The 22089-nt window shown below is 36.3% G+C and carries 18 protein-coding genes and 1 pseudogene (1 of these 19 only partly in view); 16 read left to right on the forward strand and 3 right to left on the reverse strand.

Features of this window, described 5'->3' with window-relative positions; all coding sequences use genetic code 11:
• Nucleotides 1–32 precede the first annotated feature (32 nt).
• The 3 genes from topA to corA all read left to right on the forward strand — a co-directional run bounded on the left by topA (nt 33) and on the right by corA (nt 4873).
• Entirely contained in the window at nt 33–2657 is a 2625-nt protein-coding gene (gene topA / locus JMI89_RS07525; RefSeq protein ID WP_187755011.1) for a type I DNA topoisomerase, read from the forward strand.
• Nucleotides 2658–2910: 253 nt separating this feature from the next.
• Complete coding sequence (locus JMI89_RS07530) at nt 2911–3882, forward strand: LysR substrate-binding domain-containing protein (RefSeq protein ID WP_187755012.1); 972 nt, start codon at nt 2911–2913, stop codon at nt 3880–3882.
• 46 nt (nt 3883–3928) lie between these two features.
• Entirely contained in the window at nt 3929–4873 is a 945-nt protein-coding gene (corA, locus tag JMI89_RS07535) for a magnesium/cobalt transporter CorA (RefSeq protein ID WP_187755013.1), read from the forward strand.
• Nucleotides 4874–5076: 203 nt separating this feature from the next.
• Here corA and JMI89_RS07540 read toward each other — a convergent pair whose 3' ends face one another.
• A complete protein-coding gene (locus tag JMI89_RS07540; RefSeq protein WP_220679714.1) occupies nt 5077–7380 on the reverse strand; it encodes a TonB-dependent receptor domain-containing protein in 2304 nt (767 codons plus the stop codon).
• 190 nt (nt 7381–7570) lie between these two features.
• Nucleotides 7571–8419 carry a hemin ABC transporter substrate-binding protein gene (locus JMI89_RS07545; RefSeq protein WP_220679715.1) on the reverse strand — a complete coding sequence of 283 codons (849 nt, stop codon included), beginning with the start codon at nt 8417–8419 and terminating at the stop codon, nt 7571–7573.
• Between the two features lie 323 nt (nt 8420–8742).
• Between JMI89_RS07545 and hutW the strand changes: the two are divergent.
• From hutW to JMI89_RS07570, 5 genes and pseudogenes are all read left to right on the forward strand, one after another.
• Nucleotides 8743–10047: pseudogene (gene hutW / locus JMI89_RS07550) on the forward strand (heme anaerobic degradation radical SAM methyltransferase ChuW/HutW); the annotation flags it as partial.
• Nucleotides 10048–10178: 131 nt separating this feature from the next.
• On the forward strand, nt 10179–10688 hold the full coding sequence (gene hutX / locus JMI89_RS07555; RefSeq protein ID WP_220679716.1) for a heme utilization cystosolic carrier protein HutX: 510 nt from the start codon (nt 10179–10181) through the stop codon (nt 10686–10688).
• 7 nt (nt 10689–10695) lie between these two features.
• Complete coding sequence (locus JMI89_RS07560; RefSeq protein WP_187755016.1) at nt 10696–11334, forward strand: NAD(P)H-binding protein; 639 nt, start codon at nt 10696–10698, stop codon at nt 11332–11334.
• Between the two features lie 46 nt (nt 11335–11380).
• Complete coding sequence (locus JMI89_RS07565; RefSeq protein WP_220679717.1) at nt 11381–12367, forward strand: iron ABC transporter permease; 987 nt, start codon at nt 11381–11383, stop codon at nt 12365–12367.
• A 17-nt stretch (nt 12368–12384) separates the two neighbouring features.
• On the forward strand, nt 12385–13158 hold the full coding sequence (locus JMI89_RS07570; RefSeq protein ID WP_220679718.1) for a heme ABC transporter ATP-binding protein: 774 nt from the start codon (nt 12385–12387) through the stop codon (nt 13156–13158).
• A gap of 130 nt (nt 13159–13288) precedes the next feature.
• Here JMI89_RS07570 and JMI89_RS07575 read toward each other — a convergent pair whose 3' ends face one another.
• Nucleotides 13289–13828 carry a methylated-DNA--[protein]-cysteine S-methyltransferase gene (locus JMI89_RS07575; protein ID WP_187755019.1) on the reverse strand — a complete coding sequence of 180 codons (540 nt, stop codon included), beginning with the start codon at nt 13826–13828 and terminating at the stop codon, nt 13289–13291.
• A gap of 381 nt (nt 13829–14209) precedes the next feature.
• Between JMI89_RS07575 and mdcA the strand changes: the two genes are divergently transcribed.
• From mdcA to JMI89_RS07615, 8 genes are all read left to right on the forward strand, one after another.
• The gene (gene mdcA, locus JMI89_RS07580) at nt 14210–15871 is read left to right on the forward strand and encodes a malonate decarboxylase subunit alpha (RefSeq protein ID WP_220679719.1); all 1662 of its coding nucleotides are present in this window, start codon (nt 14210–14212) and stop codon (nt 15869–15871) included.
• Nucleotides 15872–16002: 131 nt separating this feature from the next.
• Entirely contained in the window at nt 16003–16302 is a 300-nt protein-coding gene (mdcC, locus tag JMI89_RS07585) for a malonate decarboxylase acyl carrier protein (RefSeq protein ID WP_187755021.1), read from the forward strand.
• Complete coding sequence (locus JMI89_RS07590; protein WP_220679720.1) at nt 16295–17134, forward strand: biotin-independent malonate decarboxylase subunit beta; 840 nt, start codon at nt 16295–16297, stop codon at nt 17132–17134. The genes mdcC and JMI89_RS07590 overlap by 8 nt, the downstream gene beginning before the upstream one ends.
• Nucleotides 17131–17937 carry a biotin-independent malonate decarboxylase subunit gamma gene (gene mdcE, locus JMI89_RS07595; protein ID WP_220679721.1) on the forward strand — a complete coding sequence of 269 codons (807 nt, stop codon included), beginning with the start codon at nt 17131–17133 and terminating at the stop codon, nt 17935–17937. Before JMI89_RS07590 ends, mdcE begins: the two co-directional genes overlap by 4 nt.
• A 77-nt stretch (nt 17938–18014) precedes the next feature.
• Complete coding sequence (locus JMI89_RS07600) at nt 18015–18974, forward strand: AEC family transporter (protein ID WP_220679722.1); 960 nt, start codon at nt 18015–18017, stop codon at nt 18972–18974.
• A 14-nt stretch (nt 18975–18988) separates the two neighbouring features.
• Nucleotides 18989–19603 (forward strand): malonate decarboxylase holo-ACP synthase, encoded by a 615-nt coding sequence (locus tag JMI89_RS07605; protein WP_187755025.1) that lies wholly within the window; start codon nt 18989–18991, stop codon nt 19601–19603.
• Nucleotides 19600–20529, forward strand: a complete 930-nt coding sequence (mdcH, locus tag JMI89_RS07610) for a malonate decarboxylase subunit epsilon (RefSeq protein WP_187755026.1) — start codon at nt 19600–19602, stop codon at nt 20527–20529. The genes JMI89_RS07605 and mdcH overlap by 4 nt, the downstream gene beginning before the upstream one ends.
• A 645-nt stretch (nt 20530–21174) precedes the next feature.
• Nucleotides 21175–22089 carry the 5' end (the start) of an Ig-like domain-containing protein gene (locus JMI89_RS07615; protein ID WP_220679723.1) on the forward strand. The gene runs 1455 nt beyond the window's last position, so 915 of the gene's 2370 nt are visible here — the first part of the coding sequence; the start codon lies at nt 21175–21177; its stop codon lies off the right edge, out of view.

Raw genomic sequence — 22089 nt, forward strand, 5'->3', positions numbered from 1 at the left:
TGAACAAAATTAAAAAGTATAGGTAATAAATTATGGGAAAATCCCTTGTTATTGTGGAATCACCAGCTAAAGCGAAAACGATTAACAAATATTTAGGAAAAGACTATATTGTTAAATCGAGCATCGGTCATATTCGAGATCTACCTGTCAGTGGCAATAAAACTACTGAATCTAGTGATGAAACTAAAAAAACTAGCAGTAAAGAAACGACTAAAAAAGTTAAACGCTCATCACAACAAATTCTTGTCGATAGAATGGGCGTTGATCCCTATCATGACTGGAAGGCAAATTATCAAATATTACCTGGTAAAAATAAAGTTGTTGCCGAGCTAAAAAAATTAGCAAAAGATGCTGATACCGTCTATCTGGCAACCGACTTGGATAGAGAAGGAGAAGCTATTGCTTGGCATCTTAAAGAAGTTATAGGGGGAGATGAAGATAAGTATCGTCGAGTTGTTTTTAATGAGATTACCAAAACTGCAATTCAAAATGCGTTTAAACAACCGTCTTTCCTTGACATTGACAGGGTTAACGCTCAACAAGCACGTCGTTTTATGGATCGTGTGGTTGGTTTTATGTTATCACCATTATTATGGAAGAAGGTTGCCAGAGGTTTATCCGCCGGTCGAGTGCAATCGGTGGCGGTAAGATTATTAGTTGAACGCGAACGAGAAATCCATGCTTTTACGCCTGAAGAATATTGGGATCTTTTTGCTGAATTGCAAACTCGGTCAAATGAAACCTTGTCAATGCAAGTCACTCATTTTGCTGGTGAGGCTTTTGAACCGAAAGATCGTACGGCGATCGATCTGGCCGTGCAAGAATTAAATCAAAGCCAATATCAAATTAAAAATATTGAAGAAAAGCCAACAAAAAGTAATCCGACAGCGCCTTTTATTACTTCTACACTGCAACAGGCAGCAAGTACCCGTCTTGGTTTTGGGGTCAAAAAAACCATGACGCTCGCACAGCGTTTATATGAGTCGGGATTTATTACCTACATGCGTACTGACTCAACCAATTTAAGTCAAGACGCTTTAAACATGGTCAGAGGGTATATTGAAAAACAATTTGGCTCAAAATATTTACCACAAAAGCCAAACTTCTATGCCAGTAAACAAAATTCACAAGAAGCTCATGAAGCGATCAGGCCATCTGATGTGAAGTTGACCTCTGATCAACTCAATGAGATCGAGTCTGATGCCCGTAAATTATATCATCTTATTTGGTGTCAGTTTGTGGCGTGTCAGATGACTGCTGCCGAATATAATTCGACGACCATAACAGCGCAAGCCGGCAATTTTACTTTGAAAGCCAAAGGTCGAACCTTGCGTTTTGATGGTTGGACGAAAGTACAACCGCAGTTGCTAAAAAATAATGATGACAAAATTTTACCCGCGATTAATGTTGATGAAATAGTTAAATTATTAGCATTAAATCCGACGCAACACTTCACTAAACCACCAGCACGTTACAATGAAGCATCACTGGTCAGAGAACTTGAAAAACGAGGTATTGGTCGTCCATCAACTTATGCTACGATTATCTCTACCATTCAAGAACGAGGTTATGTAAGACTTGAAAATCGCCGATTCTACGCGGAAAAAATTGGCGAAATTGTTACAGATCGATTAAGTGAAAATTTTAATGATTTAATGAGTTATAACTTTACCGCGCGTATGGAAGATACGCTTGATGAAGTAGCTCATAAAAAAATAGATTGGAAAAAAGTATTGGATACCTTTTTTAGTGATTTCACAAAACATCTCGAAGTAGCTGAACAAGAACCCGATAAAGGTGGAATGCAATTAAATCCATTGGTGTTAACACCAGAAATTAAATGTCCAAATTGTCAACGTGAGATGGGTATCAAAACGGCTAGTACTGGGGTATTTTTAGCTTGCTCAGGATACAGCCTACCACCAAAAGAACGTTGTAAACAAACCATTAATTTAATTCCCGAGCATGAGGTTTTAAATTTCTTAGAAGAAGATAGTGAAAATTCAGTTGCTGAAACAGATGCTCTACGGGCACTTAAACGTTGTCCTAAATGCCATACTGCAATGGACAGTTATTTATTAGATAGTACACATAAATTACATATTTGTGGTAATAATCCAATTTGTGATGGCTTTATTGTTGAAGAAGGGAACTTTAAAATCAAAACCTATGATGGTCCCATCATTGAATGTGATAAATGTGGTAGTGATATGCACCTCAAATCAGGTCGTTTTGGTATTTATATGGGGTGTACTAATCCAGATTGTAAAAATACCCGTAAGATTTTGAAAAATGGAGATGTTGCTCCACCAAAAGAGGATCCAGTTGACTTACCTGAATTAAAATGCAGTAAATCAGATGCTCATTTTGTCCTCCGTGATGGGGCTTCAGGAGTATTCTTAGCCGCTCATAATTTCCCTAAATCACGAGAAACTCGAGCGCCATTAGTTGCTGAATTACAACGTTTTAAAGATCGTTTACCTGAAAAATTTATCTATTTAACCCAAGCTCCCGCAACAGATCCACAAGGGAATGATGCTATTGTTCGATTTAGTCGCAAAAACAAGCAACAATATGTTACTTCTGAGGTAAACGGTAAATCTACTGGCTGGGTGATGAATTATATTGATAATAAATGGGTGGAAAACAAAAAATAATTGTCTTTTAATGTAGGCTTTTTTTAGTCTGGTAAAAAGTTAAATTTTTAGATAATGTTAAACTGAAATTTAAATGAATAATATTCTATTTATTTTCACAATTATCTATAAAATAGATGAATTGGATAATCGAATAATCATTTCGGTTATCCCGTTACATTGTAAATTTTCAGAATAGGGTAATAAATACCAACGTTCCTAACGATGCCAATTATATCGTTTTAATAATAATCATAATTGAGGTGTAGTATTTATGAAGCTACAACAACTCAGATATATAGTCGAAGTTGCTAATAATGCACTTAATGTATCTTTAACAGCAGAAAAACTTTACACATCGCAACCCGGCATCAGTAAGCAAATTAAACAATTGGAAGACGAATTAGGGGTACAAATTTTTTTACGTTCTGGAAAACACCTTTCAGGTATTACTACTATTGGTGAAATAATAATTGAAAAATCACGCGAAATCTTAAATAAAACACAAGATATTAAAATGATTGTGCAAGAATTTACCAAACCCAATTTAGGTGTGCTTGCTCTTTCAACCACTCATACTCAAGCCCGTTACGCTTTGCCTGAAGCGATTCAAACATTCGTACAAGATTATCCCAATATATCATTAAAAATGGAGCAAGCAGATTCCACGCAATGTCTGATTAATTTAAAAAACCGTGTCAGCGATTTTGCTATTACAACAGATCTGAGTAATTTAACTGATGATATGATTGCATTACCTTGCTACCACTGGAATCAATCAATTATTGTTCCCAAGCAACATCCTATCTCTGGACGTGCATTGATTTCGATTGATGAATTAGCAAATTATCCTTTGATAAGTTATGATTTATCGAAAGAAGGGGCTGATATTCGGCAGATTTTTCTCAAAAATGGAAAAACTCCTAATATTGTATTTAATACCGCCGATGCAGATTTGATCAAGACATATGTTCGCTTAGGTACTGGTGTTGGGATCATCGCTAAAATGGCAATAAATGTTCAAAATGACATTGATCTTGCCGTATTAAATGCTGGCCATATTTTTCCTTATAGTACAACTTATATCGTTTTTTTACGCTCGTTATATTTACGTAATTATATGTATGATTTTATTAAAAAATTTTCTCCGCATTTAGATAAATCGATTATTCATAAATCGCTTGCTTGTGAAAATAATCAACAGGTTTTAGCCATGTATAATGGTGTGAAATTAATGATTAAGTAGGTTATAATAACTGGGTTTTTTATATTCACTAGCTTAAGGGGCAATCATGCTTAATGCATACAAACTCAAAAATAAACATTTAGCCAAAATTCAGGATGAATTAGATATAAAAGGCTCAGCTTGGGTTGATTTGATTGAACCAGAAGAAAATGACCGAGCGATTGTATTATCGCAATTAGGTCAAAATTTAGCAACTAGTATTGAATTGGATGATATTGAGGCTTCGGCGCGCTTTTTTGAAGATAAAGAAGGGTTACATATCCACTCGTTCTTTTTTTACAATGACGCTGAAGACCGGGCTGGTAATGAGACGGTTGCCTTTACGATCAATAAAGGGCGTTTATTTACTTTACGAGAAAGGGATTTACCGGCTTTTCGTTTATATCGCATGCGTTCGCGTTATCAAGAAATGAATGATGGTAATGCTTATGAAATTTTGCTTGATTTATTTGAAGTTAAAGTTGAGCAGTTAGCCGATCAGATCGAAAATATTTATAGTGAACTTGAAGAACTGAGTTTAATTATTATGAACCGCAGTGCTCAAGAGCACTACGATGAAGCGATCACGAGCTTGGCTGAGTTGGAAGATACCGCTTGGAAAGTTCGACTTTGCCTAATGGATAGCCAACGAGCACTTAATTATCTGGTCAGACGAGCTAAAATGCAAATGGACCAATTAGAACAAGCGCGAGAGGTTGTTCGTGATATTGAATCACTGATTCCGCATAATGAATCTTTATTTCAAAAGGTCAATTTTTTAATGCAGGCTGCCACAAGTTTTATTAATATTGAGCAGAGTCGTATTATTAAAATCTTTTCAGTAGTTTCAGTCGTCTTTTTACCGCCAACGGTGGTGGCATCAGCCTATGGAATGAACTTTGATTTTATGCCTGAAACCCATTGGGAATGGGGCTATCCAATGGCGTTAATTTTAATGTTGGTGGCGGGTATTGCGCCGTATGTTTATTTTAAATTGAAGAAATGGTTATAAATCATGAAAACCGACTATTACTTTGCTGGCACTTTAGTTAATTATCTTAATTTTAATGTTTATCCTTTGTCCTGATAGTTAAAAAAGTAACGGAGTATTCAAGTAGTTGTTAATATTGAAGTAAAAAGTGCTTCAATTTTATTCACGATACTTAAAATTAAGTTCAATTTAAGTGGCGTTAAATTGAACTTAATAATCAACCATTAAAAGTCAATATCTAGACCTAATTGAAAAGTTCTTCCCGGAGCAGTAAACATATTAATATATTTACGATCTGAATTTTGATATAGCTTATTATTACTTAAATAATCCCAATATTTGTGATCGGTAAGATTATAGATACCTCCACTAAGTTTGATATTTTGGGTAAAATTGACATAACCAGTTAAATCAATAATACCATAGCCGGGAACGCTGAAATATTTTTCATTTGAATTGGGAATAGGTTGACCATTATTATCATAACTTTCGCGAGAGGTTGCTTTAGCTCTTTTACCTTTTTGGATGGTTGACGTGAGAGAAACACCATAAATGTTATTTGGATCATCCCAATTTAAACCTATGACGCCTTTCATCGGTGCGACGGTGTCAATTTCAACATTTTTATCGCCTAAATAATTAGATTTTGATTTACCTTGGCTATAACCAATCGCCAAATGAGCAGATAAACCGTTGAATGATACAATCCAAGTACCTAAATTCACTTTACTACTTAGTTCAGCACCATAAATGTAGGCTTTATCACGGTTTTCCGCTTCAAAAATCGTACGGGCTCGGGTACCTGCAATGCTTTTTCTATAACGGGTATAGGCTATAAAATCCTTATATTTACTATAAAACACCGAACTTGCTATTTGAATACCATCGGTTGGTTGACCTTTCACACCAAGCTCAAAATTATGACTTGTTTCCGTTTTTAATTTAGAATTACCCAATAGCGCATAGATATTGCTATGTGCCATATACGAACCATATAGTTGATTTTGATTCGGCATTTGTGCACCGCGTTTATATTGCAAATAAGCCGTAAAATTAGGTTTTATGTCATACATAAATGCCAAAGATGGTAAAACTTGGAAATCACTATTACTACGATATTGTTGAGCAAGTTGTGATGCACTAATGCTACTAACTGCCATATTTTCTAGGTGACGCGGTTTGGTATTTTTGTATATTATTCTTACCCCTGGTATCGCATAGATTTTGTTTGATGTGTCGTTATTAAATGCTATTCGGTCTTCAGCAAATCCACCTAGCTCGTAACTACGACTGTCTGCCTGTGGTTTTGTATAGTCCCCATCTGGGAAAATAACAATATGGTTTGGCCTAGCAGACGTGTAAAACGGGGATTCATCCTGACTCCATTTTCCGTTAATTCCAACTGAAATTGTTTGGTTATATAAATGTTTTAACAAAGTTGAAGCAAAACTATAGCTTTTTGTATTATAGTGAGTTTGGATGTTGAATTTATCACTGCCAATAGTATTGATATCAGTATTATCATAAACTTTAGTTTGCTGATAATTGATTTGGGTCACTAAGCTATCAATCCAACTAAGGTTACTAGGTTGCCATTGATCTTTAAGCATAACACTTAACCGATTATTCTTATTATCTTGATGGTCGTGAGAACTAATGGCTGAACCTCTGTTATTCCAGGTATCATAATGGGAATGTTTAGTTTTATTATTATAATCTACATGGGCACTAAGTAAATGCTCATCAGTTGCCTGCCAAGCTATGCCAACCAAAATAGAATTTGACCGCCAATTCTCTGGGTAAGCACTGATAGAATCACCATAATTACGTGTTTGTTGACCATCACGACGACTTAAAACTAGAATACCATTTAATTGATCATCTCCGAATGCCATTGTTAAACCTTGATTAAAACTTTTATCAGCACTATCGTAACCATTTTGATAACCAAAATAGCTTGGTTTGCCAGGATAAAGGTAATAGTTAGCAGACTTAGTTTTAAATGATACTGAGCCACCTAAAGCATTATTTGGATTAGCGACAGACGTTGAACCGGACTCAATATCAACTCTGTTATACATATATGGGTCAATATAATCACGTCCAATAGCATAAGTACCAAAACCAGCACGACCGACGGTATTGAAACGACGTTGTGCAATAGGTAACGCCATACCATCTACATCGATCGATACGCGGTTGGCATCTAATCCACGTATGTTATAACCAGAAAAACCACCTCTGTCCCAACTGCTCTTAGTACCACCTGCTCCAGCGATACTTCCTGGTGCTGAAATTAATGGTTGATAACGCATTATCGTACCAAAATTTGTACCGCCATTGCGACGAATATCTTGATCAGATATTTCTTGTGACGTACCTGGTTTTTTATCTGTTTCATCGGCGGTGACAGTCATAATATCATCAATAGTTTGCTCTTGATCTTTCTCTACGGAAAGAGCCGGTAATGAAATGGCTAAACTAATTGCCAAAGTAATCGTTTTTTTTAAATGAGTGAATTTACACATCGTTATCCTTAAAATTAATTAATCAATAAAATAATTCTCAAGTTTTACTTGCTAATACCGATTTACTATCACTATCGGCATTGTGTAACACATATGAAATGACCTTCAGATTTTGTTGTAACAATGAAAAATTAAAATTGCTCACCACAATATTTTTAATAAAATCAATGTCATATTAATGATAAACTGATCATTTTGGATAGAAACCCTGATAGAGCACGTCAACTGCTTGTGTTACTCTAGGACCTAATCCTAAAAGATATGCTTGATCAATGGTGATGATACGATGATTTTTCCATGCTGCTGTTTCGGTTAATCCTGGAATAGCAGATAATTTATCTAAGCCTCCCATTTGCTCAACCGATTGACTCGTGAAAACTATTGCTTCCGGATTACTAATTATGAGTGATTCAGCGGAAAAGGTTTTATAACTGGAATGAGTGGCAATATTATCCCCTCCTGCTATGGTCATGATTGCATCAGCAACGGTATTCTTTCCCGCAATCATATTATTTCCACCCATACTTAGCATAAAGAGCACTTTAGGTTTTTGTGGATGTTTAGCAATCTTTTGTTGAACTTGTGTGAGATGTTGCTGAATTTGTTGCACAAGTTGATTAGCTTCAGTGATTTTATTTAGTTTATGACCAATAGTAGTCATATTCAAATATAGCAATTCAGGAGTAGGAGGAACGCGTTGCAATGATAATATATCGACATTAGCTTGACTGACTTGTTCAATAATATTATTCGGTTCGGCATCTCGCCAAGTAATAAATAATGAGGGGCTGAGGGAGAGAATTCCTTCAATATTTAATAACTTCCAGTAACCAATTTGAGGCAGTTGTTTGACATCATCCGGATAACTACTAGTTTGATCAACACCGACCACATGGTCCCCATAACCGAGCGCATAAACAATTTCTGTTAGAGAGCCACCGGCAATTACGATCCTTTCATTGGCATAACTCACATTAAAGAAACTCATTAAACTACTTATTACTAACAACCATTTCATAAAAATGAAGTTTTTTTTCATGATAATTCCAATTTTTAATTTCTAATTATCGAAACAATATAATGAAAATGATAATTATTATCAATAAAAACTCTAATCAAATTGATGATTAATTTGTAACACCTTGTTTTAAATTAAAATATTATTAATGAGATGTTTTCCGATAAAAATAGTGATTTATTATGAGCAATGAATAAAATAAACACATTGTTTCCATTTAAGTTTATTTAATAATTTGATGGATTTTAGTTAAGTATGAGTGAAACTATAAAAAAACATTGCCAAATGATAATAATTATTATTTAATTTCCGGCAAATTATAAAAAATAAGTAAGATAGCTTATATGAAAACATTGGATGTCACACCATTTTATGCTGATACGTCAGGTTTACCTTTTAAAGATCGTTGGGCGGTGATGCCATTACAAGCGAATTTACCACTTGCTGCGGATGAAATTGAGTCACAATGGCAACAAATACAAAATACACCCTTAACAGGCCGAAAAAGACTAATTTATATTCATATTCCATTCTGTGCAATTCATTGCCTTTTTTGTGGTTTTTATCAAAATCCATTACGAAAATTTGATACAAATCGCTATGTAGATTACTTATTACAAGAAATTACACTTGAAATTCACAGCAAAGCGATACAATCGGCCCCTATCCATGCAGTCTATTTCGGTGGGGGAACACCCACTGCGCTAGCTGCTGGACAGTTAGCTAGGATTATTGATTATTTAAAACAACATGCCCCATTGGCGCCTGATTGTGAAATTACCGTAGAAGGACGAATTTCAGATTTTGATGATGAACGAATTGATAGTTATATTGCTGCTGGAGCTAATCGATTTTCGATTGGAATACAAACGTTTAATTCGGAAATCCGCAGAAGGTTAGGTCGCGAATATACTGAACAACAAATTATTCAAACATTTGAACAAATTGCTTCTCGAGATAGCGTGGCATTAGTTTGTGATTTAATGTTTGGTTTACCCAATCAGACTTATCAAACTTGGCAACATGATTTAGATATTGCCAATAGTTTACCTCTTGATGGTATCGATCTTTATGCATTAAATCTACTACCGACGACTCTTTTAGCAAAGGGAGTAGAAAACAAACGGATTGAACTACCTTCTGTGGCTGATAAAAGTGCTTTTTATCAACAAGGGGCAGAATACTTAGACCAGCAAGGTTGGATGCATTTAACTAATGCTCATTGGGCCAAGACCACTCGTGAACGCAATCTTTATAATTCCTTAATTAAGCAAGGTTCACATTTTTTTGCCTTTGGTTCGTGTGCTGGTGGTAGATTGGGTGGACAATCTTTTATGTTACATCGCAATCTTGAACAATATTATGCATTATTAGATCAGGGAAAAAAACCATTGATGATGCTCACAGGTAAAACGTTACTAGGCGATTGGCTTCATCAGTTACAAGCTGGTATCGAACGAGGCCGCATAGATCTAACACAATTAACCGATGCTTATCACTTATTTGATCCACTGATCAAACAGTGGCATCAAGCTGGTTTATTACAAGACACTGATCACTGCATGCGCTTAACATTGTCAGGGCGTTTTTGGTCAAGTAATATTTTACAAGCTTTACAGCAACTTTTATTGAAACTAAATAACCCAGAACATATTGCGTTGCAAGAACAAATGCAAAAAGCTAGAAAAGCAATGCAATCCAAACATGGCAATGGGATGCCACCTACCCATCTCAAAATGCATCCTAATAAAATTACATCATCTAATTAAAAGGTATAAATATGTCAGAACAATCAACCCAACAAATGAACTTGAAAGATTTTATGCAAAGCAATCCTGACGGAACGTTAGAAAAAATTGCCAATGATTATCAGGTAACATTAAGTGAAGTCATTCATGCTTTACCCAATGTTAAAATAGCTAATGGCAGTCAATTTGATACTATTTGGCAGGAAGTAGAAACATGGGGTGAAATTACTTTTTTAGTCCATACTGCTGATATTATTGCCGAATTTTCGGGGGAATTACCGTCCGGTTCTCATCGTTCTGGCTATTTCAATCTGAAACATAAACAAGGTCTAAGTGGTCATATTAAAGCCGAACACTGCCAGCAAATTGCTTTTATTGAACGTAATTTTATGAAAATGTCTACTGCATCAATTATCTTTCTTAATCAAGATGGTCAAGCAATGTTCAAAATTTTCGTTGGTCGTGATGCTAACCATCAGTTAAAAGTAGAGCAATTAGAAAAATTCAGATTATTAGCACAGCAATATAATGAGTGGATGTAAAGTCAGAATGAAAACACTATTAATTTTTGGTGTTAGCCCCAAACAGGGTACAGCCTATCAGGTTTTACAAGCTGCCAGAAAATGTCATCCGCAATGGCGTTGTGTCGTGTTAGTCAGACATGCCGAGTTAGCACAACAGTTAACCAAACAAGGGGTTGAATGTGTTATTGGTGATGCAACTGATCCAGTGAAAGTTAATCAATTATGTCAATTAGCCGGGCCTGATGCCATTATTGTTTCAACATTAAGTGGCATAACAGGAAATTACACGGCGCAACGTATTATTATTGATTGTGCTGAACAAATGGGACTTAAGCAGATGTTATTAGTGACGTCTTTAGGATGTGGTGATACATGGTCAACCTTATCAACACGCGCAAAACAGGCATTTGGTTTAGCGGTACGTGAAAAGTCCTTGGCAGAAATTTGGTTACAAACTAGCACTCTCAATCATTTGATTTTAAGACCTGGAGGGTTAATTGATGGTCCATCAACGGGTCACGGGCAATGTTATTACCAACAAGAAGTTCATGGTTTTATTCATCGTGATGAATTAGCGGAATTAATAATTGCCATGCTTAATAAACAACAATGGGACAATCGGGCATATAGTGTTATCGATCCGAGTCTTAAGGTTGCTAATTAAAATACATTAACAATAAGTAATATGACAATAATTATGAGGGTAATCTGTGCACACTGATAATCACCGACCATTATTATGGAAATTAGTTATTCTTTTACTTATCCTCATCATCATTGCGGCGAACTCTGGTGCATTAAAACTCTCTGTTTATCAATTAAGTCATATATCTTGTAACGATCCACTTTTAAGGGCTTGGTTTAATATTCGTTTACCGCGTATCTTATTAGCTGTGATTGTTGGTATGGCATTAGCCAGTTCAGGTGCCGTTATGCAAGGTTTATTCCGCAATCCATTAGCGGATTCTGGTTTGCTAGGTATTAGCAGTGGTGCGGCATTAATGGTTGCTTTAACAATACTTTTTCCTGCTGCGTTTCCTTCAATTGTTATGTTATATGGAAAAATGATCGCTGCTTTCATTGGTGGCATGATTATCTGTTTATTTATCTACTTATATAGCTTTAATGAACAAGGTAATATGGCAAAATTAATTTTACTTGGCGTTGCGATTAATGCCATTATTGGGGCCGTGATGGGGTGCCTGAGTTACATCAGTGATGATATACAACTCAAGCAAATTACATTATGGTCAATGGGACATTTAGGCAAAGGTTCATGGGAGCTGGTATTGGTTGCCGTATCGCTAATTTTTCCAGCATTAATTATGGTTTTGAAACTTTCTTATCAACTCAATATATTGCAACTTGGTGATGAAGATGCCCATTATCTGGGCATTAATGTGCAGCGAATTAAACGTTATTTACTTTTGCTCAGTGCATTGCTTATTGGTACAGCGGTCGCGGTGAGTGGTATTATTGCTTTTGTCGGATTAGTGATCCCACATATGATTCGCCTACGTATCGGCGCGGATCATCGATGGTTAATCCTTGGTTCAGCTTTAGGCGGTGGGTGCTTATTACTATTAGCCGATACTTTAGCGCGAACGGTGGTTGCTCCTGCAGAGATTCCTGTGGGTTTACTAACGAGTCTTATTGGCGGACCTTATTTTCTCTGGTTGATATTGAAACATAAATAACAAGGAAATCTGAACCTATGTTAACGGCTAAACATATAAGTTATCATTGTGGACAATTGAAGCTTATTGACAATATTTGTTTAAATATAAAAGCGGGTGAAATCGTCATCATCATTGGACCAAATGGGGCGGGTAAATCTACTTTATTACGATTATTAACCGGTTATTTAATCCCTTCATTTGGTGAATGTTGTATACTCAATAAACCCTTAAATCAATGGCAGGCTAAAGATTTAGCTAAAGTTCGTACCGTTATGCGCCAACATCGTCAATTATCTTTTCCGTTTAAAGTTAAAGAAGTTGTGGCAATGGGTCGGGCCCCATGTGGGAAAGCGCATTTTCATCAGGCAATTTCAGAAACGATGCGCCAGACTGACTGTTCAACGTTAGCAGAGCGTGATTACCGACATTTATCCGGAGGGGAACAACAACGTGTGCAACTCGCACGGGTACTTGCACAATTATGGCAACCGACACCTACGCCAAGATTACTTTTCCTTGATGAACCCACATCAGCATTAGATTTATATCATCAACAACATACCTTACGCTTATTAAAACAACTTGCTTCTGAACAACAATTAGCAGTTTGTTGTGTTCTGCATGATCTTAATTTAGCAGCTTTATATGCTGATCGGATTTTATTGTTACATCATGGTAAAATCGTACAACAAGGCACACCCAAAGAAGTGATTACCACCGAAAGTATTCATCGTTGGTATGGTGTTGAATTAGGTACTTATCACCATCCAAAAAATTTGAAAATACCACAAATTTATTTACATGCTTAATGTGTTGAATTCTGAACTCTGTAAAATATTTAAGTGAGATTTTATTAATTTTTCTCACTTTTAAAGTATTTTTAATGACAGAATATTTAGTACTATTAACTTAAGTCAGCTATTCGATATTCAATTAGGATTATGGTGCAGTAGACTGTTTTGGTTTATGGAGTTGTTTTAAATTAACGCCTTCAAGTGTTAATAATTGTATTTTAGTATCAATTCCCCCAGCATAACCCGTCAAATTGCCATCACTTCCCACTACGCGGTGGCAGGGAATAATGATGGAAATTGGATTATGTCCGACAGCACCACCAATGGCTTGAGCAGACATCCTTATTTTATTCATTTTTTGTGCCACTTGTTTTGCTATTTCACCATAGGTGATTATGTGTCCATAAGGGATTTGGCACAAAATTTGCCAGACAATTTGGCGAAATTCGCTACCGCTAGGAGCCAAAGCTAGTTGATTAGTAGAAGGAGATTTTCCAGCGAAATAATTATCTAACCACTTTTGAGTATGATTAAAAATTGGTAAATTAGCATTTCTAATTAACACTTGTGTAACTGTTTCACCAAAATATTTTTGATTTTTAATCCACAGTCCGACAAGTTTCTCTTGATGAGCCGCTATTGTAATTAGACCCACTGGAGAGGGATATTCAGTGGTATAGAACATATTTTTCCTACTTATAAACGATTTTCTAAATAATCATTATTGGCATTTTTAAAACATTCAGTTAACAATTAATTTTATAATATATTTTATGCAAATTGTAAGATAGCCAAAAATGAAAAAGATAAATAGACATAATTAGGCTATTCAAACGTGTTAGCTCTGAATATTTATAAAGTTAAATAAAATGATGCAATAGTTATACCAAAAAAATGATAGTTCACTATTCGCTTTGAATAATAAATGGTAATTTTGTTAATCGCAATAAAATTAGTCTTAATTTAATAAGGTTAATTGATTTATTCAGTAATTAAGATCTATTATTAAGTTAACATAATCAAATTGATTTAGAGTGGGAATGGTTAAACGAAGGAGTTTACAGATATGTTAGCAAATCTAAAATCCAATCGTGCTTGGGATTCTCGTCTTAACGAGAAAAAAAGACGCTGCAATGCGGTAAATAAACTAGCAAATGGTAAAGTTCTTGCCACTGACAGTTTTGTTGAGGCTTTGGAAAAATTAATTGTTGCTGGTGATCGAGTTGTTTTAGAAGGTAATAATCAAAAGCAAGCCGATTTTTTAGCCAGAAAATTAAGCCAAGTTGATCCAAATATTATCCATAATTTACATATGTTAATGCCAAGCATCGGCTTACCTGAACATTTGGATATTTTCGAAAAAGGCATTGCCAAGAAGTTGGACTTTTCGTTTTCTGGTACACAAAGTTTACGAATTTCGCAGTTGCTTGCTGATCATATATTAGAGATTGGTGCTATTCACACCTACATTGAACTCTACGCACGATTATTTGTTGACCTTATCCCGAATGTAGCATTAGTAGCTGCTTATAAAGCTGATCGTAATGGTAACCTCTATACAGGTCCAAGCACTGAAGATACGCCTTCTATCGTAGAAGCAACTGCCTTTAAAAATGGTATAGTTATCGCGCAGGTTAATGAATTAGTTGATGATGAAGCAGATTTACCACGGGTTGATATTCCAGCCTCATGGGTTGATTTTGTTGTTGTTGCGGATAAACCTTTTTTCATTGAACCTCTATTTACTCGTGATCCCCGCTTGATTAAACCAATTCATGTTTTAATGGGCATGATGGCTATTAAAGGAATTTATGCCAAGCATCAAGTGAAGTCACTTAATCATGGAATAGGTTTTAATACTGCAGCTATTGAATTACTGTTGCCTACTTATGGCGAACAGTTAGGATTAAAAGGTAAAATCTGTCAACACTGGGCGTTAAATCCTCATCCGACGTTGATACCGGCTATCGAATGTGGATGGGTAGAAACCGTTCACTGTTTTGGTGGTGAATTAGGCATGGAGAAATATATGGCTGCCCGTCCTGATATCTTTTTTACTGGACATGATGGTAGTATGCGTTCAAATCGTACGTTGTGTCAATTAGCTGGTCAGTATGGTGTTGATATGTTTATCGGTTCAACATTACAAGTTGATGGATTAGGTAACTCTTCCACAGTGACTCATGGTCGTTTGTCAGGTTTTGGTGGCGCGCCTAATATGGGACACGATCCTCATGGTCGACGCCATGCTACATCAGCGTGGTTAGATATGATGCAAAGTCAAAATCGAGTCGATCGTGGTCATAAATTGGTTGTACAAATGGTTGAAACCTTTCAAGCTGGCGCAAAACCCACGTTTGTAGAACAGTTAGATGCGGTGGAAGTTGGCAAAGAATCAGACATGCCAATTGCGCCAGTGATGATTTATGGTGATGATATTACGCATGTATTAACTGAAGAAGGGATTGCTTATTTATATCAAGCCAAATCGCTGGAGGAGCGTCGGGCGATGGTGGCAGCTGTTGCGGGGATCACCGATATCGGTTTAGGCGTTGATAGTAAAAGGGTAGCGCAGTTCCGTAAAGAAGGTAAAGTGGCATTCCCACAAGATTTAGGCATTCAACCCACTCAGGCACAACGCTCTTTATTGGCGGCCAATAGTATTGCCGATTTAGTTGAATGGTCAGATGGTTTATATGATCCACCAGCAAGATTTAAGAGTTGGTAAGTTGGTTACTCAATAAGAACGAACACGATAAAAAGTAATGGTTATTTATAATGTTACATATGCTATACATAATAAATAGAATATAACGCATCAATTGATTGTAAATCATTTTCATGATTGAAGAGGATGTTATGGAACGAATAGAATTGACTTATCCCGCAACAGAAAAATTGCAACATAAAGCATTGGCTGGGGTTGTAGGATCCGGTGATCTTGAAGCGATGTTTATTCCACATCAAGAAAAAATGCTAAAAATTATCATTAAAACTTCAGTAGATGGCAGTAAGCATCGTTGGCAGAATCTTTTTAATCGCTTTGCATCATTGCATGCTTTGCCAATGGGAACCTTAGAAATAAATGATTTTGCATCAACTCCAGGTGTTGCGAAATTGCGTATTGAGCAAGTTTTTGAGGAGGCTAATTATGCCTAATCGTGATATGAGTTTTATCGAATTAAGTGCGCGGGAGCGTGCTCGTCGAATATTAGATCAAGGGAGTTTCCGTGAATTATTAGATCCCTTTGAAAAAATCACTTCACCTTGGCTTGAACCACAGGGTATTGTACCTGGGTTTGATGACGGTATGGTGGTAGCCAAAGGAAAATTTAATGGCAAGCCTACTGTGATTATAGCTATAGAAGGTGTCTTTCAGGGCGGCAGTATGGGAGAAGTTTCCGGCGCTAAAATGGCTGCCGCGTTGGAGTTAGCGGCAGAAGACAATCGCTCAGGAATTGCAACACAAGCATTATTACTTTTCGAAACGGGTGGGGTAAGGTTACAAGAAGCTAACTTAGGCTTAGCTGCCATTGCTGATATTCATTCCGCAATTGTAGATTTACGTCGTTATGTGCCAGTCATAGGTATCACGGCGGGAACTGTTGGTTGTTTTGGTGGTATGTCGATTGCTGCAGGGCTTTGCAGTTATTTAGTTGTGACACGTGAAGCAAGATTAGGACTGAATGGTCCGCAAGTCATTGAACAAGAAGCGGGCATTGAAGAGTATAATTCGCGCGATCGCCCATTTATATGGAGTATGACCGGGGGGGAAGTGCGTTACAAAAATGGTTTTGCAGATATCATAGTTAAAGATTCTGTGAATGATGTTAAAACAGCAATTATCCAATGTATGAATAAAGGTCTACCAGACACATTGCGTTCGGATGATTATGACTATTATTTGCAGAAATTAAATGCGATTGATACCAGCAAACAAGCTGATGCCACTTTGGTTAAAAATATATTTGGACGAGGAGACAGAAAATGAGTAATACGGTATTAAGTCGCGGTGACTACTGGTTTTCTTTGCTCACAAAGGGCGCAAAAATAAGACGAGGTCAATGTGCTTCAATTAAAGTAGCCGATGGTGATATTTTAGGACAAGTAGCTCGTTTTATTGCTGTTGTACCCGATGAGAAAAATAAATATCCACGAGCCGCACATGGGGAAGTTGGTTTATTAGAGGGTTGGACATTAGCACAAGTCGTTCACGAAGTGATTGAATCAGATAAGCTAAATTCAAATAAAACGGCGATTATTGCCATTATAGATGTCCCAAGTCAGGCTTATGGACGTAGAGAAGAAGCATTTGGTATTCATCAAGCGTTAGCTGGAGCTGCTGGAGCATATGCAAAAGCACGTCTTGCCGGACACCCGATTGTTGGACTTATTGTCGGCAAAGCGATGTCAGGTGCATTTTTGGCGCATGGTTATCAGGCTAATCGCTTGATTGCTTTTGATAATGATGAAGTGATGATTCATGCAATGGGTAAAGAATCAGCAGCGAGAATCACATTACGCTCTGTTACAGCATTGGAAAAATTAGCAGCTTCTATTCCGCCAATGGCGTATGATATTGATAATTATAATAAACTTGGTTTATTATATAAATTATTAACGATTACTAATCCCGATAACGCATCCGACAATGAAATAACACTAGTAAAACAAACTATTAACGATGCAATAACTGATATAATTAAGCATGGTGTAGATCTCAAGTGTCGTTTAGGTGGAAAAGATCGCCATACATCCGTAGTCGTTCGTGAAAAAATGCGTGCACATTGGTAAGCTCGATTTATTGATAATCAATTCAGTTGAAAATCGATAGACCTATTGTTTAAATACAATCTTAATTAGGTGGATGTATGACATATATCATTATCAAAGCGTTATCACCGATTTTTATTATTATGTTACTCGGTTTTTGGGCCGGTAAACGTAAAATGGTTGATAATCAAAACGTTTCTTTGTTGAATGTTTTTGTTATGGATTTTGCACTACCAGCAACGCTGTTTACCGCAACAGTACAGACCCCTTGGCAAGGGATCCTTCAACAATGGTATTTAGTCATCATCATTGTATTAGCAATGTGGATTACGTTTTTCGTCTTTTATTTCATCACTACCAAATATTTTAAAAAAAACGCATCAGATGCGGCGGTATTAACGTTGACCGTTGCTTTACCAAACTACGCTGCATTAGGTCTGCCTATTTTGAATAGTATTGTAGGAGAAACTTCAGCAACATCATTATCTGTAGCTATTTGTATTGCTTGTGGTTCGGTGTTCCTCACGCCATTGTGTCTATTAATTTTAGAACGGGAAAAGGCATTAGCTGACGGGTCTTCACATCATTCAACTTTAACAATGTTACCAAGTTTAATTTGGCGTTCAATGACGAAACCAATTGTACTTTGTCCATTGTTAGGGGTTATTTGCTCGGCATTTAATCTTATTATGCCAGAAATGGTTATTATGGCGATTAAACCTCTTGGTTTAGCATCAACCGCCGCAGCTTTATTCTTAACTGGATTGATTTTATCAGCACGTAAGTTAAAAATAAATATGGTCGTTATCGTATCATGTAGTATCAAATTACTGGTTCAACCATTCATTGCTTGGGGGTTAGTTTTATTGTTTGGTGTTGAAGGGAGTTTAGCAATCACTGCTATTTTGGTGATTGCATTTGCCGCTGGTTTCTTTGGCGTGGTATTTGGAAATCGATTTGGTGTTGAGTCTCCCGATGCTGAAGCTACCTTGCTGTTAACATCTCTGCTTAATATTATTACATTACCGCTGTTTATTACATTAACCGTGGGATTATAAAAGGAAATAGCGCTATGGAAGTTCGTCCCCATGATTTAGTTTGGGTTAATGATCCGCAAGCGATAGTGATTGAGAGTGAACTGCCAGAATGGCTCAATCAGATAGATTACCATCAATTACCAATGGTGGTAAGGCGTGAGCAACTTCCCAGACAATTTGTTCCCGTTGGAATTAGGGGGCGGCAGCGAGCAGAGCGTTTAGCTGTTAAAATTAAGTTGCGTAATATTATTCAAGTAGTAACCCCTGAATCATTGATCAATCATGTCGCTATCGGGCAATTACCCTCTCATTTTCGAGATAGTTTGCAGGCTTTGAGAGACTATTTGTCTGGGTGGCAATGGGGTATTACTGGAAGTTGCGGTTATCAAATCGCCAGTGGTATTGTGTCATTATCGACTAAGAGTGATTTAGATTTATTAATACGCTGCCCAATATATACTGACTACAAACAATTAGTTGCAATAAATCAATTTGCGCAACATCAACCGTGTCGGATCGATATACAGATACAAACGCCATATGGTGGATTTGTTTTGAATGAATGGATTAGGGAACAACGTGTTTTGTTGCGTACAGCAACAGGTCCAATTTTAACTCATAATCCCTGGTGTATAGGTAAAGAATATTGAAAGTTTTATTTAGTTTTCCTGGTCAAGGGGCACAATTTGTCAATATGCTCCACCAATTGCCCACATGTGAAATAACGAGTTCTATATTAGATTGCGCTTGCGATACTTTGGATGAGGATGTTTTACTGCTAGATAGTGTCGAAGCGTTACAAACAACACGAGCTGTCCAACTTTGCATCCTGATTACAGGGGTCGTTTATGCGAATATTTTACAGCATAAGGGTGTTCATGCTGATTATAGCTGTGGTTTATCAATCGGTGCATTTTCGGCTGCAGTATTTGCCGGTGCATTAGACTTTAAAGATGCACTTAGATTGGTTTCATTGCGCGGTGAATTGATGCAGCGGGCTTATCCACATGGTTATGGTTTAACATCCATACAGGGTCTTTTACAGGCTCAAGTTAAATCGATTGTTAAACAAGTCAATAGTCAGCAATTTCCTGTTTTCATTGCTAATTATAACGATGAAGACCAATTTGTTATAGCCGGTAGCGAGCAAGCTATGCTAAAAGTTGCAACCATAGCAAAGCAATCAGGTGCACGCAAAGTGACAAAATTAGCGGTTAGTGTGCCATCTCATTGTGAATTAATGGCGAATGCTGCGCAACAATTAGCAAAAGCAATGCAGTCAATTAAATTTAAATTACCACAAATCAGTTATATTAGTAGCAATACTGCACGGTTGCTTACTCAACCCGATAAAATTGCTGAGGATTTAGCATACAATATGGCGCATAGTGTTTACTGGCATGAAACAATGGTTTCAGCTTATGAAAGAGGGGTAAAATTAGCCATTGAAATACCTCCAGGTGCTGTACTAACAGGTTTAACCAAAAAAGTGATGGAGCAAAGTGAAGTGGTTGGATTAAGTCAACTAGGAATTGAGCAAACTATACAATTATTTAATATACTCACTAAAAATTAAGATTGGTGAATTTTTATATTCAAAATATTCAATTAGATTAACTTAGTTGCATCGCTTACTTTGCTTTAATTAAATTATAATTTATCTCTAAACAGTTAAAGGTAAGATATTAGGTGTTTGAGAATACATTTTAATTATTTCCCGCTTATTAAATAAGCGATCAATCTTATCGATAAAATAAAATATTTAATATGTTAAATATTATTTTCGTCTAATTTAGTAAATGGTTTTTCTCAAATATATGATAAAAATAAGCATTTATTTTTTTGATAACTTATAAAGATTTTCACCAAAATATATTATATCAATTGATTTGAATCAAAATATTATATTTTTACCTTTTAAAGTACATAATTTCTTAATTATTCCAAATAAATCTAATTATTTTCTTATAATTGCTATTAATAATTTGTTTTTTAGTATTTTATGCTTTTTTAAAATTATTTAATGTATAAATAGTGATTTTTTTTCAATAGGTTACAGGGAAAAAACTTTTTAATTTCTTGGTAGGATTAACATTTGCTTATTATTTAAATGCATTTATAATTTCATTCAAAAATAAAAATAAATTATTCGAATAAGTATTAAAGGTTCGAATCAAATTTTTAAAATTATTATTAACAGTTGGATTGAAGGAAGTATATTATGATGAAGAGCATTATCTTGGATCGCAAAACCGGTCATGCGCAAGACATAGCCGATAATCTTTACAGCATCGGTAATTCAAAAATTGTGATATTAAATACCGCCCGAAATGATATTTTATCTACCTCTCAAAAAGGCGATCAATTAATTGTTAAATTAAAGTCAGGTCAATCAGTCGTCATAAATGATTTTTTTCATTCAAATAATAACGATAATCGGCTGGTAATTGATGATCAATCTACTGATACGACAGGGTATTGGTGGTTAGAACACCCGGCTCATGATCTAAATTGGGTACAGCTTGATGATCTTGAACCTTTAATGCTGACTTCCGACTCGGAAGGTCATTCCCCCTTGGTTTATTTGGCTGGAGCCGGACTTTTAGCAGCTGGTGGGGTGGCGCTTGGTAGTGGCGGTGGGGGTGGAGGAGGTCATCACCGCAACGATTCAACGCTTACGCCACCGTTGATCTCAACTAACAATTCTTCTGGAATTACGGGAACAGGTATACCAGGTATGGAAATTGTCCTCACTAAACCGGATAATACAACTGAAAGCACTACTGTTGGCACTGATGGAAAATGGGTATTTAATCAACAGGGTAACCCGTTAAACCATGGTGAAACAGGTAAATTTGTAACAAGGGATCCTAATAATATCAATAAAGTAAGTCAGGAAGTTACATCAACTGCAGATACACAAGCGCCGAATGCCCCGATAGTGGAAAGTAATAATGCAGCAGGATTATCAGGCACCGCGGAGCCGAATTCGGAGATCATCTTAACCAAACCAGATAATACAACGGTCTCCGTAAAAACAGATCAGAATGGTCATTGGAAGTTTGATCCCAACCCATTAGACCATAATACCCAAGGGATTGTGACGGCGACGGATGCGGCGGGTAATACCAGTATT

It is taken from the genome of Frischella sp. Ac48 (genome assembly GCF_019641635.1).
GTDB classification, from domain to species: Bacteria; Pseudomonadota; Gammaproteobacteria; order Enterobacterales; family Orbaceae; genus Frischella; species Frischella japonica.

Coding starts and splice junctions, on each gene's coding strand:
- JMI89_RS07540 (WP_220679714.1), bottom strand. CDS start 7,380: ATGTGTAAATTCACTCATTTAAAAAAAACGATTACTTTGGCAATTAGT.
- JMI89_RS07560 (WP_187755016.1), top strand. CDS start 10,696: ATGAAAACACTATTAATTTTTGGTGTTAGCCCCAAACAGGGTACAGCC.
- mdcE (WP_220679721.1), top strand. CDS start 17,131: ATGAGTAATACGGTATTAAGTCGCGGTGACTACTGGTTTTCTTTGCTC.
- JMI89_RS07600 (WP_220679722.1), top strand. CDS start 18,015: ATGACATATATCATTATCAAAGCGTTATCACCGATTTTTATTATTATG.
- JMI89_RS07575 (WP_187755019.1), bottom strand. CDS start 13,828: ATGTTCTATACCACTGAATATCCCTCTCCAGTGGGTCTAATTACAATA.
- JMI89_RS07605 (WP_187755025.1), top strand. CDS start 18,989: ATGGAAGTTCGTCCCCATGATTTAGTTTGGGTTAATGATCCGCAAGCG.
- JMI89_RS07530 (WP_187755012.1), top strand. CDS start 2,911: ATGAAGCTACAACAACTCAGATATATAGTCGAAGTTGCTAATAATGCA.
- mdcC (WP_187755021.1), top strand. CDS start 16,003: ATGGAACGAATAGAATTGACTTATCCCGCAACAGAAAAATTGCAACAT.
- JMI89_RS07590 (WP_220679720.1), top strand. CDS start 16,295: ATGCCTAATCGTGATATGAGTTTTATCGAATTAAGTGCGCGGGAGCGT.
- JMI89_RS07570 (WP_220679718.1), top strand. CDS start 12,385: ATGTTAACGGCTAAACATATAAGTTATCATTGTGGACAATTGAAGCTT.
- hutX (WP_220679716.1), top strand. CDS start 10,179: ATGTCAGAACAATCAACCCAACAAATGAACTTGAAAGATTTTATGCAA.
- mdcA (WP_220679719.1), top strand. CDS start 14,210: ATGTTAGCAAATCTAAAATCCAATCGTGCTTGGGATTCTCGTCTTAAC.
- topA (WP_187755011.1), top strand. CDS start 33: ATGGGAAAATCCCTTGTTATTGTGGAATCACCAGCTAAAGCGAAAACG.
- corA (WP_187755013.1), top strand. CDS start 3,929: ATGCTTAATGCATACAAACTCAAAAATAAACATTTAGCCAAAATTCAG.
- JMI89_RS07545 (WP_220679715.1), bottom strand. CDS start 8,419: ATGAAAAAAAACTTCATTTTTATGAAATGGTTGTTAGTAATAAGTAGT.